12 protein-coding genes are annotated in these 12,745 nt (G+C 63.5%); 8 read left to right on the top strand and 4 right to left on the bottom strand.

Features of this window, described 5'->3' with window-relative positions; genetic code table 11:
- Positions 1-86: 86 nt before the first annotated feature.
- Together ACN9MU_RS24900 and ACN9MU_RS24895 are read right to left on the bottom strand one after the other, a co-directional pair.
- On the bottom strand, positions 87-614 hold the full coding sequence (locus tag ACN9MU_RS24900) for a PRC-barrel domain-containing protein (protein ID WP_426163596.1): 528 nt from the start codon (positions 612-614) through the stop codon (positions 87-89).
- An 89-nt stretch (positions 615-703) separates the two neighbouring features.
- Positions 704-1,933, bottom strand: a complete 1,230-nt coding sequence (locus ACN9MU_RS24895) for a putative Na+/H+ antiporter (RefSeq protein WP_426318922.1) — start codon at positions 1,931-1,933, stop codon at positions 704-706.
- Positions 1,934-2,046: 113 nt separating this feature from the next.
- Between ACN9MU_RS24895 and ACN9MU_RS24890 the strand changes: the two genes are divergently transcribed.
- From ACN9MU_RS24890 to ACN9MU_RS24875, 4 genes are read left to right on the top strand one after another with little or no spacing between them, the layout of a single operon-like run.
- Positions 2,047-3,000, top strand: coding sequence for a DUF4351 domain-containing protein (locus ACN9MU_RS24890; RefSeq protein ID WP_426343593.1), 954 nt, complete (start codon positions 2,047-2,049; stop codon positions 2,998-3,000).
- Positions 3,001-3,034: 34 nt separating this feature from the next.
- Positions 3,035-3,721: a translesion DNA synthesis-associated protein ImuA gene (gene imuA, locus ACN9MU_RS24885; RefSeq protein WP_426318918.1), complete on the top strand. Its 687-nt coding sequence runs from the start codon at positions 3,035-3,037 to the stop codon at positions 3,719-3,721.
- Entirely contained in the window at positions 3,651-5,117 is a 1,467-nt protein-coding gene (locus tag ACN9MU_RS24880) for a Y-family DNA polymerase (RefSeq protein WP_426336262.1), read from the top strand. The genes imuA and ACN9MU_RS24880 overlap by 71 nt, the downstream gene beginning before the upstream one ends.
- Positions 5,118-5,145: 28 nt before the next feature.
- Positions 5,146-5,934, top strand: coding sequence for an alpha/beta hydrolase family protein (locus tag ACN9MU_RS24875; RefSeq protein ID WP_426318914.1), 789 nt, complete (start codon positions 5,146-5,148; stop codon positions 5,932-5,934).
- Here the strand turns inward: ACN9MU_RS24875 and ACN9MU_RS24870 are convergent.
- A complete protein-coding gene (locus tag ACN9MU_RS24870) occupies positions 5,897-6,619 on the bottom strand; it encodes a glutathione S-transferase family protein (RefSeq protein ID WP_426343592.1) in 723 nt (240 codons plus the stop codon). The two genes, ACN9MU_RS24875 and ACN9MU_RS24870, sit on opposite strands and share 38 nt — an antisense overlap.
- Positions 6,570-8,462 (bottom strand): M61 family metallopeptidase, encoded by a 1,893-nt coding sequence (locus tag ACN9MU_RS24865; RefSeq protein WP_426318912.1) that lies wholly within the window; start codon positions 8,460-8,462, stop codon positions 6,570-6,572. The genes ACN9MU_RS24870 and ACN9MU_RS24865 overlap by 50 nt, the downstream gene beginning before the upstream one ends.
- A gap of 180 nt (positions 8,463-8,642) precedes the next feature.
- On the opposite strand from ACN9MU_RS24865, the gene ACN9MU_RS24860 reads away from it, so the two are divergent.
- The 4 genes from ACN9MU_RS24860 (at position 8,643) to ACN9MU_RS24845 (ending at position 12,721) form a co-directional block, all read left to right on the top strand.
- Complete coding sequence (locus ACN9MU_RS24860; protein WP_426163579.1) at positions 8,643-9,098, top strand: Hsp20 family protein; 456 nt, start codon at positions 8,643-8,645, stop codon at positions 9,096-9,098.
- 117 nt (positions 9,099-9,215) lie between these two features.
- A complete protein-coding gene (locus ACN9MU_RS24855) occupies positions 9,216-10,700 on the top strand; it encodes a DegQ family serine endoprotease (RefSeq protein WP_426163577.1) in 1,485 nt (494 codons plus the stop codon).
- A gap of 21 nt (positions 10,701-10,721) precedes the next feature.
- Positions 10,722-11,381 (top strand): response regulator, encoded by a 660-nt coding sequence (locus ACN9MU_RS24850; protein WP_057261227.1) that lies wholly within the window; start codon positions 10,722-10,724, stop codon positions 11,379-11,381.
- Positions 11,381-12,721, top strand: a complete 1,341-nt coding sequence (locus ACN9MU_RS24845; protein WP_426344905.1) for an ATP-binding protein — start codon at positions 11,381-11,383, stop codon at positions 12,719-12,721. The genes ACN9MU_RS24850 and ACN9MU_RS24845 overlap by 1 nt, the downstream gene beginning before the upstream one ends.
- Positions 12,722-12,745 lie beyond the last annotated feature (24 nt).

Here is a 12,745-nt window from a genome sequence, read left to right as displayed (position 1 = left end):
GGCAGGCAATCGGCTGTTGGATCAGCAGCCGATTGTCTGCGGAAGGTGATGGATTTGACTGACAGAAAGCAGTCAAATCCTGCCAATCAATAATTACCTTTGCTGCCGCTTTCGCTGCCGGTCGAACCGCCGCTATAGCTGCTGCCGCCGGTCGAGCTTTGCATGGTGCTGGTGCCAGCGCCCATCACGCTGCCGGTCGAGGTGCGCATGCCGGTGGCGGTGGTGCCGTAGAAATTATGGATCTGCGTGCCGAATTCGGGGCTTGCCATGTCTGGCCAGCGGTCCTTGTCGAAGCCCGGCGCGTTCTCCAGCTTTTCCTTGGTGCAGTCAAGCACGAAGCGCTTGTTCACCGTGTCAAGCTGCAATGCCTGCCATGGCACGGCAAACAGCTTGTCGCCCATGCCCAGCACGCCGCCGAAGGACAGCACCGCATAAGCGATCTGGCCGGTCTGCATGTCGAGCATGATTTCCTTGATATCGCCAAGATCCTCTTCCTGGCGGTTATAGACGTCTTCACCCATCAGCGTGTCAGCGCCCATCAGGCGTGGGCCTGGACCATCGTTATCGTCACGGTCGCGATAGATGCCGAATTTGTCGCGGTCTAGATAGCTCATTCTGCCTCTCCTCATTAGTGTGATCGAGTGAGGCCAGAATAGCCCAAGCCGCGTGTGCAAGGCGCGCGCTACGCTAGCGCGGCGTAGTCCTACAAGAAGAACGCGATGGCAGCAATTGCAGTCGGCGCAAGGGCTCCCGCCAGCAAGCCAAGTGCACCGATAGATTCATCACGGAATCCTTTTCGTAGCAATGCAACGCCGGCCGGATTCGGTGCGTTGGCGATCACGGTCAGGCCGCCGCCGGCAACGGCGCCAGCCATCAGCATGTATTGTGCTTGCGGCGTGATGCCGTCGATCAGCGAACCGAGATAGGTGAGGGCGGCATTGTCGGTGATGGCGGTCAGGCCCAGCGCGCCGAAGAAGAGCGCCAGTGGCTGCAGGCTTTCGACAATTGGTTGCAGCCACCATTGCTGCATGCTGCCCAGCACCACCAGGCCGGCGAGGAAGAAGCCGACCAGCAAGGCTTCTTTCAGGATCAGCGGTGACTGGTGCTGCGGATAGGCCACGGTAAATCCGAGGAAGAACAGGAACAGGCCGAGGAACAGGACCGGATGATGCGCCAGCAGCACCACGGCAGCCAGGAAGGCCAGGTGGATGATGCTGGTCGACAGCGGGGCGTGTGCCTGGGCACTCGGTGCAGGCGCTTCACGCGGCACGCGCAAGTGTTCGCGCAACAGCCAGGTGACGGCAGTGGCATTGACCAGCACTGCCAGCGTGGCTTTCCAGCCGAAGTGGGAGGCCATGAAGGCAGAATCCCATTGCCACGTTGTCGCCACCATCAGCACAGGCGGCGCTGCATATGCGGTCAGCGTGCCACCGATCGAGACGTTGACGAACAACACGCCGAGCGCGGCGTACTTCTGCCATTCCGGTACGCCATCGCGGAAGATTTGCGGTGCCAGCATCAAGGCTGCGAGTGTCATTGCGGCCGGTTCGGTGATCAGCGAACCAACCAAAGGTACCAGTGCAAGGCCCATCCAGGCCTGCAGCAGCGGACGGCCGCCGGACAGCGTGTTGACCAGCCGCTGCACGAAGTCCAGCACTGGCCGCGATGCCGCCACCACCATCACCACAAACACGAACAGCGGCTCGGTGTACTGCTGCGTTTCTGCATAAGCGATGGCGTTCTGCGGCCCGGCTACGAAAGCCATCGCCACCAGCAGCACCATGGCCCAGAAGCCGAACACCACTTCCACTTCGCCCAGCAGGTGTAGCAAACCGCCATGGCGCGGGAATTTGTGCGACAAACGTTCAAACGCTTTCGCGCTGAAAGTGTGCAACAAGGCAAAGGCAAACAGGAGGGCGCCGATCAATTGCATGGTGACGGTGAGTTAAGTTGGCAATATTGCCGATTCTATCAGCCGCTAGCTAACCCGCCCATATCTTGCGCAAACCGGTATGCCAAGGAGCGGCGCGCGGATAGGCTGTTTTGATGGCTGATACTTTCGACCCACTATGGAAGAGCGTACTCAGGCGCGACCTCGCGGACTTCGTGGCGTTCTTTTTTCCACAGCTTTCAGATGAAATTGACTGGGGCCAGCCGCGTCGCCTGCGCGATAAAGAACTGAATCAGTTCCGCCGTGATGGTCGGTCACGGACCCTGATTGCTGACTTGCTAGTCAGTGTGTTCCTGCACAATGGGCGTGAGGTATTACTCCACGTCGAAGTGCAGGCGCAGCGCGACTTGAACCTTGCGCGGCGCATCCTGGCTTACAACTACGGCTTGTTTGACGAGTATGGCTTGCCTGTCGCTAGTCTGGTTTTGCTGGCCGATGCTGGCAAGCGTTGGCGCCCCGATGCATTCCATAATTGCGTGCTTGGCACTGAGATGGGCATCAGGTTTGCGGTGGCAAAGTTGTCGAGCTACGCGGAGTTGGTCGATGAATTGCTGCTGGAGCGGAACATCTTTGCCTGGGTTGCTGCAGCTCACCTTCTTGCTCAACGGACGCACGGGATGCCGCAACGGCGCTATGCGGAGAAATGGCGTGTCGTCAGATTGTTGTACGAACGCGGGTGGCGCAGGCGGCGTATCATTAATTTGTTTAAAGTGGTAGACGGATTGATGGCATTGCCGCCTGAACTGCAAGAGCGACTGCGACGCAACATCGTCCGGCTGGAAAGGAGGCGTGACGTGGAATGGATTAGCCCCATGTTTCAGTTGTGCAGGCAAGAAGGGCTACGGGAGGGGCAGCAAAAAGGACGGCAAGAAGGGCGGCGCGAGGGGGCGATTGACTTGCTTGAGCGCCAGTTGCATCGGCGCTTTGGGGCATTGTCGCCAACTGTCCAGAAGCGCCTCGCCAAAGCCAGCCCGGAACAGCTTGCCCAATGGAGCGAGGCCGTGCTGGATGCCCAAACGCTGAAACAGGTTTTCTCTTCGCGCTCGTAGGATTATACTGTATGCATATACAGTATTGTTCGGCATGGCGCTCTTTGACCCCCAACCCCTGCACCCGGCCCTCTGGCTGGCCTCCCAGCTCACCAAGGGAGCCACGTCCTGTGTGGATACCGGCATTCCCGTCCTCTCCCACCAATTGCCCGGGGGCGGCTGGCCGACGGGCGTCCTGACGGAGTTGTTGCTTCAACAACCTGGTGTTGGCGAATTGCGCCTATTGAAATCCACCCTGGCCAGGCTGAACCGTCCGGCGGCCCTGCTGCAGCCCCCGTACGCACCTCAAGCCCTGGGTTTTGAGTTGCCCCCAGAGCAACTGCTGTGGATCCGCAACACCGGCAAGGCCGCCGACAGCCTGTGGGCGGCCGAGCAGATCCTGCGCAGCGGCAGTTGCGGCGCGGTGCTGCTGTGGCAACAGCACATCCGCAACGAATCGCTGCGGCGCCTGCACCTGGCTGCCCAGTGCGGCGAAGCGCTGTTCTTCCTGCTGCGGCCGATTGCCGCCGCCCAGGACTCCTCCCCCGCGCCGTTGCGGCTAGCGCTGCGGCCGGCTCCCGGAGGCATCAATATCGAATTCGTCAAACGCCGGGGACCGCAGCGCGACACGCCACTGTTCCTGCCCTTAACTCCAACCCTGCTGCAACGTCATGCGCCTGTGGATCGGCCTCTACCTGCCCCGGCTACCGCTCGAAGTGTTCTGTCCGAACTGGTCGGATGACCTGTGCAGCGTGGTGCTGGAACAGGAGAGCGTGCTCGCGGTTTCCTACCGCGCCCACCTGATGGGCGTGCGTCCCGGCATGCGCCGCAGCGGCGCCCTGATGCTGGCGCCGGAAGTCCGGATGCACGAACGCGCCCCGCAGCAGGAAGAAGAAGCACTGCACGCAGTCGCCATGGCCATGCTGCAATACACGCCGCAAGTGGCGGAAGGCGAGGGCGCCACCCTGCTGCTGGACGTGGGCGCCAGCCTGCGCCTGTTCGGCGGCATCCGCCGCCTGTGCCGCCTGGTGCGCGGCAGCCTGCAAAAACTCGGCTTCAGCGGTGTGCTGGGCGTGGCGCCCACCGCGCGCGGCGCCTGGCTGCTGGCACGTGCTGGCGGCGGCCGCGCGCTCAAGCTCGATAGCCTGCATCGCCGCCTGCATCGCCTGCCGGTAGGCTTGCTGCCGCCGCTGCAGCGCCACCAGCGCTGGCTGGACGGTATTGGTTGTCTCAGCATCGGCGACCTGGTGCGCCTGCCGCGCCCCGGCCTGCAGCGCCGCTGCGGTATCGAAGTGCTGGACATGCTCGATGCCGCGCAGGGCCTGGCGCCTGAAATGCACGAATGGCTGGCAGCGCCGCCCAGCTTCAAGGCCAAGCTGGAACTGTTCGGCCGCATCGAGAACACCGACCTGCTGCTGGCCGGCGCCTGCCGCCTGCTGCAGCAGCTGACCGGCTGGCTGTGCGCCCACCAGTTCGCCGTCTCGCGCATCCGCCTGTTGCTGGAACATGAACGCGGCCGCGAAGCCTGCCCGCCGACGCCGGTGGAAGTGGTGCTGGCCGAACCCACCTGGCGCGACGAACACATCGTGCGCCTGCTGAAGGAACGCCTGGCCAAGGTGGAACTGCCGGCACCGGCGATCGGGCTGGTGCTGGAAGCGGCCCAGGTCGAGCCGATGGCGCCGCTCAGCGATTCGCTGTTTCCCGATCCCGGCGGCAGTCCGCAGGAGCGTCAGCGCCTGTTCGAAGTGCTGGTGGCTCGCCTCGGTGCGGAAAACGTGCTGCAACCATATCCCAAGGCCGACTACAGGCCCGAAGTGGCCAACCGCTGGGTGCCGCTGCACGAGAAGGTACGCCCGGCCGACGTGGCAGCCCAGATGCCGCCGCGCCCCTTGCCGCGCCCGGCCTTCCTGCTGCCCAAGCCGATCCAGTTGCTGATGCGCGACCATCGCCCGTTCTACTGTTCGCCGCTGCGCATGGTGTCGAGCGCCGAACGCATCGAGGCCGGCTGGTGGAGCGAAACGCAAACTCGCGACTATTTCATCGCCGAGGGCGAGGACAACGCCTACTACTGGGTCTACCGCGAACGCACGCCTGGCACCGAGGAAACGTGCTGGTACCTGCATGGCCTGTTCGCCTGAAGTATCATGGTTGGCGAAAGGGGGACGTATGTACGCACAACGACTCGAATTCCCTGGCGCCGAGGGGCAAATGCTGGCGGCGCGTCTTGACGCTCCGGAAAACGGCGTAGGTGCCTACGCCCTGTTTGCGCATTGCTTCACCTGCGGCAAGGATGTTTTCGCGGCCAGCCGCATTGCGCAGGCGCTGGCTGAACATGGCATTGCCGTGCTGCGCTTCGACTTCACCGGCCTGGGCGCCAGCGAAGGCGATTTTGCCAACACCAATTTCTCCTCCAATGTGGCCGACCTGCAGGCGGCTGCCGACTTTCTCCGGCGTGAATTCCAGGCGCCGCGCATCCTGATCGGGCATAGCCTGGGCGGTGCTGCCACGCTGGCTTTCGCCGGCACCGTGCCGGAGGTGCAAGCCGTGGTCACCATTGCCGCGCCGAGCGACCCGGTGCACGTCACGCATTTGTTCGGCGACCAGGTCGATGCGATCACGGCGCAGGGCGAGGCCATGGTGCAATTGGCCGGGCGGCCGTTCCGCATCAAGCGGCAATTCCTGGAAGACGTGGCGGAGAACAGCTTGCGCAACAAGATCGCCAATATGCGCAAGGCTTTGCTCGTCATGCACGCGCCGGGCGATACGACGGTCGGCATCAACAATGCGCTGGAGATTTTCTCGGCAGCGAAACACCCCAAGAGCTTTATTTCGCTCGATACGGCCGACCACCTGCTGACCGTTCGCGAGGATGCGGCGTATGTGGCGGGCCTGATTGCCGCCTGGAGCGCACGCTACCTCAAGGATTTCCAGGCTTCCACGCCATCGCCTTCCTGACGGCAGGGCGATCGCCGACCTGGGCGAGCCAGCGCTGCACGGCGGGCTTGCCGGACAGGTTCAGTTCCAGGTGGGAGGCGGCGGCTTCCGTCCAGGGATAGCAGGCGATATCGGCAATCGTGTAGTGATCGCCGGCCACGTAGGGGCTGCCGGCCAGGGTGCGATCGAGCACATTCAGCAAGCGCTCCGCCTCGGCGATGAAGTGTTCCTTCGGCAGCGCGATGCCTTCCTTCACAAAGAAGCCCAGTTGGCCCAGCATCGGGCCCAGGCCGCCAACCTGCCAGTGCAGCCACTGCAAGGTGCGGTAGCGTTGCGTTCCCTCGGAAGCGAGAAAGCGATCGTATTTTTCGGCGAGGTAGGTCAGGATCGCGCCGCTTTCGAACAGCGTGAGCGAGCCATCCTTCAACGCGGGAATCTTGTTGTTGGGCGAAATGGCGAGGAATTCGGGGGCGAACTGTTCATGCTCGCGCAGGTTGACCGGCACCACCTCATAAGGCAGGTCAAGTTCTTCCAGCAGTATCAGCGGCTTGCGCCCGTTGGGCGTAGTCCATGTGTAGACGGTGACCATGATGGCCACCACTCTAACGCGGCCAAGGGAAAACGGGCGCACCGCAGTGCGCCCGCACCATGGTGACTTACTGTCGCGGCGCCAGGATGGCTTCCAGTCGGTCAGGCGTGCCTTCAATGCGTTCCAGGCGCGGATACTTCAGGCCCTCGTAGTAGGCCAGCGCCACGGTGCTGTATTGCTGGCCGTGTTTCACCAGCAGTTCGATCGGCTTCTTGCTGGTCTTGGCCTCGGTGATCGCCTTGCGCAGCAGCTCGGCCTTGTAGGCCCGGCCATTGACTGCCAGCAGGGTGGTGCTGCCGGACAGGCCAGCCTTGAAGCCTACGCCGTCCCACTGGATGCTTTCGATCTTGCCTTCGCTGCCGACGTTGAAGCCGAGCGAGTAGGTGAAATCGGCGGACTTGCTGCGGTCTTCCGCCGCCTTCAGGAACTCGGTCTGCTTTTCCGCGAATACCAGCTTGTAGCCGGCGCGGGTGATGCCGTCCATCGGCACCGGGCCCAGGTCTTCAATGCGGGTGCGCAGGAAGGTGGCCCAGTCGTGCGGCTGCACGCTGTTGAGCACCTTGACCACGTCTTCGAAAGTGTAGTGCAGCGCGTTCACGCGGCCATCTTCCACGCCGAAGAACCTGGTGGAGAAGTCATCCAGCGAGCGCTTGTCGCCAGAAAGTTCGCGGATCTTGGTATCCACGTCCAGCCAGATCAGCATGCCTTCGGTGTAGTAGTCCTCGCTGCGCTGGTAGTTCGACCATGGGATGGGGCGGCGCGCGTTGATGATCGGATCGTAGGTGGTGTCCTGCACTGAACGCCATTCCCGGCCCTTCTGGATGGTGTAGCGCGCGGCGGTGGAAGCGATGACGTCCTTGATGCTGGCCGCCTTCATCAGGCCGGAACGTGCCGCCAGCACTTCACCGTAGTAGGTGGTCTGGCCCTCATACACCCACAGCAGGTCGTTTTGCAGCGGCTGGTTGAAGTTCAGCACGTCCTGGCCTTTCGGACGGCGGAACTTGCCGTTCCAGGAGTGGGTGAATTCATGCGGGAGCAGGCCGCGTTCGGATTCGCTCTTGTTCCATTCGGTGAAGTAGTCGGTCTTCAGCGCGTTCTCGCTGGACTGGTGGTGCTCGCGGCCGACGCGGCCGAATTCGTCGCTCAGCGCGAACAGGAAGTCGTAGTGCTTGTAATGCTGGGAACCAAATACCTTGTAGGCCTGCTTGACCAGGTTGCGGTGCAGTTCGATCTGCTCGGGCTTGGCATCCAGCGCATCCGCATTGTCGGCGACGACGTTCAGGTGCACCGGCACCTTGGCGCCCGGGTCCAGGTCGAAGCGCTTGAAGTGCCGGCCGGCGAACAACGGCGAGTCGACGAACGTTTCCACGTCGGTGGCCTTGAAGGTCACGGTATCGCCGTTGCGTTCCGCTTCTTCCAGCGCGGAGCCGTATTGCCAACCAGCCGGCAGCGTCAGCGTGGCCTGGATCGGGATGCGGCGGGTGGCGTAGCCGGCCGGGTACATGGTCAGCGACTGCCACTGGATGCCCAGCATGTCAGGCGTGATCGAAGCGCGGCCCTGCGCGCTTTCGGTCGGCGCCAGGTGCTGGTATTCCACGTCGATCGATTTGGCGCCTGCGGGCACGTCGATGTGGAAAGCGTACACGTTCACGTTGTCGCGGCGCCAGGCCAGGGTCTTGCCGTTGGCGCTTACCTTGAAGCCGGCGAACTGGTTCAGCGCACCGGTCGGGCCATGCTGGGCCGTCACCCACTGCGGGAACAGCAGCGTCATCTTGCCCGCCTTGGCGGGAATGGTCTGCTGGATGCGGTAGATATTCTGGGCGGTATTCGAGGCATCGACCTTCATTACGATGGTGCCTGGATAAGGCTGGTCGGCCGGGGCAGGGATCGCCTGGCCGGCGTGGGCGCTGAAGGCGGCGCCCAGCAGCAGGGCGAGAGCGGACTTGGCAAACAGTTTCATTTATTTCAATGGGGAAAGTGTGACGGGCGAGTTTAGCACGCAGGGGTGGTCAAATTGTTTCGGAACGTAACGTGAAAAAAAGGTCTTGAAATCCTTTTTGGGGCTCCTATATCGGATTCAGCGGTTGCCCAGCCGGGGACCGCCGGACCTTATATCGCTTAACCTTGAAAGGATATGAAAATGCGTACTTTTGACCTGACCCCACTGTATCGTTCCGCTATCGGCTTTGACCGCCTGGCCCAGATGCTGAACGACTCGCATCGCGGCGACCAGCCCAGCTACCCTCCGTACAATATCGAACTGGTGTCGGAAGACCAGTACCGAATCGTGATGGCGCTGGCCGGCTTCGATCGTAGCGAGATAGACATTACTTCCGAGCGCGATTCCCTTGTGGTGATTGGCCGCAAGCAGAAAGACGGCCAGGAAAAGACCTTCCTGCACCGTGGCATCGCCTTCCGCGACTTCGAACAGCGCTTCCAGCTCGCCAACCACGTGAAGGTGACCGGCGCTTCCTTCGACAACGGCATGCTCACCATCGAACTGGTGCGTGAAGTGCCCGAGGCACTGAAGCCTCGCAAGATCGCGATCGACGGCGTCGTCAACCACACTGCCCTGGAGCAGAAAGCTGCCGCCTAAGCGCGCGTAGCACCCCGAAAAGGCCGGATTTCCGGCCTTTTTTGCATTAAGACGCGTCTAAGTTTGATGCCGCATATTAGAGCCGTTGAGAAAGCAATCTTCTTCAGGAGTTTAATCATGCGCAACGCCACCACCATGTTCCTTGCCCTGGCCACCGCCGGTGTTATCGGTGCCGGTGCAGCCATCGCTGTCCAGCAGAGCCAGGCCTTCGCTTCGCCGCAACCCGCCATCACCGCCACCGTCCCGGCCAATGCTGCCCAGGGCGCGCCGGCACCGGTGCCCGCGCCGATGATCTCGCTGCCTGACTTCAGCGTGATCGCGTCGCGCAATGGACCGGCCGTGGTGAATATCAGCACCACCGGCACCACCAAGGCGCAGTTCCGTGGCGACGACGATGCTGAAAACGATCCGTTCTACGAATTCTTCCGCCGCTTCCAGTCTCCCGGCCAGCGTGGCCGTGGCGGCGCGCCCAGCCCGACCCACGGCGTCGGTTCCGGTTTCATCGTCAGCGCCGACGGCATTATCCTGACCAATGCCCACGTGGTGCGCGACGCCAGCGAGGTGACGGTCAAGCTGACCGACCGCCGCGAATTCCGCGCCAAGGTACTGGGTTCCGACCCGAAAACCGACGTGGCCGTGCTGAAAATCGAGGCCAAGAACCTGCCGGTCGTGCCGCTGGGCCGCTCCACCGACGTGAAGGTGGGCGAGTGGGTGCTGGCGATCGGTTCCCCGTTCGGCCTGGAAAACACGGTGACCGCCGGCGTGGTGAGCGCCAAGGGCCGCTCCCTGCCGGACGACTCCAACGTGCCCTTCATCCAGACCGACGTAGCGATCAACCCTGGCAACTCGGGCGGCCCGCTGTTCAACACCAAGGGCGAAGTGATCGGCATTAACTCGCAGATCTACAGCCAGAGCGGCGGCTACCAGGGCCTGTCCTTCTCGATCCCGATCGACGTGGCGACCCGCGTGCGCGACCAGGTGGTCAAGACCGGCAAGGTGGTGCATGCGCGCCTGGGCGTGATGGTGCAGGAAGTGAACCAGGGCTTTGCCGATTCCTTCGACCTGGAGTCGCCGGAAGGCGCGCTGGTGTCGAACGTCGAGCGCGGCGGCCCGGCCGACAAGCTCGGCCTGAAGGCGGGCGACGTGATCCGCAAGATGAATGGCCAGAAGATTATCGCCTCGGGCGACCTGCCGGCGTTGGTGGGCCTGGCCATGCCAGGTGATAAAGTAGCGCTCGAGGTCTGGCGCCAGGGTAAGACCATCACGCTGGAAGGCAAGCTGGGCAATGCTTCCGAGCGTAATGTGGCGGCGGTGCAGAACGATGAAGCAGCCGCCAAGCTGCGTCTCGGCCTGTCGCTGCGCCAGCTCGACCCGCTGGAACGCCGTGAATCGGGCCTGGCATCGGGCCTGCTGATCGAGGATGCCGGCGGCGCGGCTGCCAGCGCCGGCGTGCAGCCGGGCGACGTGCTGCTGTCGGTGAATGGCCGTCCTGTCACTTCTGTCAACGATGTGCGCGACCTCGTGGCAAAATCGACGAAATCCGTAGCGCTGCTGATCCAGCGCGGCGAGGACCGCATCTTTATCCCGGTGCGCCTCGGCTAACAAAACAAGAAAGGTAAGACAATGCGCCTCCTTCTGGTAGAAGATGACACGATGATCGGCGAGGTAGTGCTCGACCTGCTCAGGGCAGAGCACTACGCCGTCGACTGGGTCAAGGATGGCGCCATGGCCGACACGGCCCTGCAAACCCAGACCTACGACCTGGTGCTGCTGGACCTGGGCCTGCCGAAGAAGGACGGGCTGGAAGTCCTGCGCTCGATGCGTGCGCGCAAGGAGCTGACGCCGGTGCTGGTGGCTACCGCGCGCGACGCGGTCGAGCAGCGCATTGCCGGCCTGGATGCCGGCGCCGACGACTATGTGCTCAAGCCTTACGACCTGGACGAGCTGCTGGCGCGTATCCGCGCCTTGCTGCGCCGCGCGGCCGGCCGGGCCGAACCGGTGTTCGAGCACAAGGGCGTGTCGATCAACCCGCAAACGCGCGAAGTGATTGCCAACGGCCAGCCGGTCAGCCTGTCGGCCCGCGAATGGGCGGTGCTGGAAGCGCTGATCGCGCGCCCCGGCATCGTGCTGTCGCGCGCCCAGCTGGAAGAAAAGCTGTACAGCTGGAAGGACGAAGTCAATTCCAATGCGGTTGAAGTGTATATCCACGGCTTGCGCAAGAAGCTCGGGTCGGAACTGATCCAGAACGTGCGCGGCCTCGGCTACATGGTGCCTAAAGCATGATGATGGCGGTCCCGAAGGTCAACGTCACGCACTCGCTGCGTGGGCGCCTGCTATGGTTCTTGCTGGCGGCGATCACCATGGCGGCCGTGGCGCAGGCGATGATCGCCTACAGCTCCGCGCTGAACGACGCCGACCAGATCTTCGACTACCACATGCAGCAGATGGCCATGTCGCTGCGCTCCAATGCGCCGATGGCGGCCACCGGCAACCGCGACCCCAACGATCCCGGCAACGACGAGATGGTGGTGCAGGTGTGGACGCCGGACGGCATCCAGGTATTCCGTTCGCTGTCGCGCGCCGAACTGCCGCAGCGCGCGGTGCTGGGCTTCTCCAATGTGCGCGCCAATGGCACGACTTACCGCGTGTTCTCGGCGCAGACCGCGACCCAGACCATCCAGATCGCCCAGGACCTGGCGGTGCGCAAGCGCATGGCGGGAACGCTGGCGCTGCGCACCGTGGGGCCGATCGCGCTGATGGCGCCGGTGCTGATGCTGGTGGTGTGGTGGGTGGTCTCCGGTTCGCTGGCGCCGGTGGCGCGCGTGCAGCGGCAACTGGCCTCGCGCAAGGCCGATGACCTGTCCGAAGTGTCCGATGCCGACCTTCCCGACGAGGTGCGGCCGCTGGTGCAGGAACTGAACCTGTTGTTCTCCCGCGTACAGACAGCCTTCGAAGCGCAGCAGAACTTCGTGGCCGACGCCGCGCACGAGCTGCGCACGCCGCTGGCCGCGCTCAAGCTGCAAATCCTCAGCCTGGCCCGCGCCGACTGCAGCGAAGCGCGCGACGTGGCGATCGGCCGCCTGTCCGCTGGCGTGGAACGGGCATCGCGCCTGGTCGAGCAATTGCTGGTGCTGGCGCGCACCGAAGCGGCCGACGCCAAGCTGGAGCCGGTCAGCCTGACCGACCTGGCCAAGCGCGCGGTGGGCGACATGGCTGGCGCGGCGCAAGCGCGCAATATCGACCTTGGGCTGGAGCAGGCCGACGAGGCGACGGTGCAAGGGCAGGGCGACGCGCTGGTGATATTGCTGCGCAACCTGGTCGACAACGCGGTCAAGTACACGCCGGCCGGCGGCACGGTCGACGTCTCGGTACTGGGCGCGGGGGCGGATGGCGGCGCCGGGCCGCGGCTGGTGGTGGAAGACAGCGGCCCCGGCATCGCAGCGGAAGAACGCGAGCGCGTGTTCAACCGCTTCTACCGCGTGCCGGGCAGCGAAGCGCAGGGCAGCGGACTTGGCCTGGCCATCATCCGCGCCATCGCCGAACGGCATGGTGCGAAGCTGGCGCTGGACGCCTCGGAGCGCCTTGGCGGCCTGAAAGTGACGGTGGAGTTTGCCCCGCGCTAGAATGTCGTTTTCGACAAGCGGAGC

It is taken from the genome of Pseudoduganella sp. R-32, from assembly GCF_049913245.1.
Classification (GTDB): Bacteria; Pseudomonadota; Gammaproteobacteria; order Burkholderiales; family Burkholderiaceae_D; genus Rugamonas.
The sequence above is the reverse complement of the archived record's forward strand: the minus strand, read 5'-3'. Positions and strand labels throughout refer to the sequence as shown.

Bases quoted from the DNA above. Each gene is read 5' to 3' on its own strand.
- ACN9MU_RS24900 (WP_426163596.1), bottom strand. From the start codon at position 614: ATGAGCTATCTAGACCGCGACAAATTCGGCATCTATCGCGACCGTGAC.
- ACN9MU_RS24895 (WP_426318922.1), bottom strand. From the start codon at position 1,933: ATGCAATTGATCGGCGCCCTCCTGTTTGCCTTTGCCTTGTTGCACACT.
- ACN9MU_RS24890 (WP_426343593.1), top strand. From the start codon at position 2,047: ATGGCTGATACTTTCGACCCACTATGGAAGAGCGTACTCAGGCGCGAC.
- imuA (WP_426318918.1), top strand. From the start codon at position 3,035: ATGGCGCTCTTTGACCCCCAACCCCTGCACCCGGCCCTCTGGCTGGCC.
- ACN9MU_RS24880 (WP_426336262.1), top strand. From the start codon at position 3,651: ATGCGCCTGTGGATCGGCCTCTACCTGCCCCGGCTACCGCTCGAAGTG.
- ACN9MU_RS24875 (WP_426318914.1), top strand. From the start codon at position 5,146: ATGTACGCACAACGACTCGAATTCCCTGGCGCCGAGGGGCAAATGCTG.
- ACN9MU_RS24865 (WP_426318912.1), bottom strand. From the start codon at position 8,462: ATGAAACTGTTTGCCAAGTCCGCTCTCGCCCTGCTGCTGGGCGCCGCC.
- ACN9MU_RS24860 (WP_426163579.1), top strand. From the start codon at position 8,643: ATGCGTACTTTTGACCTGACCCCACTGTATCGTTCCGCTATCGGCTTT.
- ACN9MU_RS24855 (WP_426163577.1), top strand. From the start codon at position 9,216: ATGCGCAACGCCACCACCATGTTCCTTGCCCTGGCCACCGCCGGTGTT.
- ACN9MU_RS24850 (WP_057261227.1), top strand. From the start codon at position 10,722: ATGCGCCTCCTTCTGGTAGAAGATGACACGATGATCGGCGAGGTAGTG.
- ACN9MU_RS24845 (WP_426344905.1), top strand. From the start codon at position 11,381: ATGATGGCGGTCCCGAAGGTCAACGTCACGCACTCGCTGCGTGGGCGC.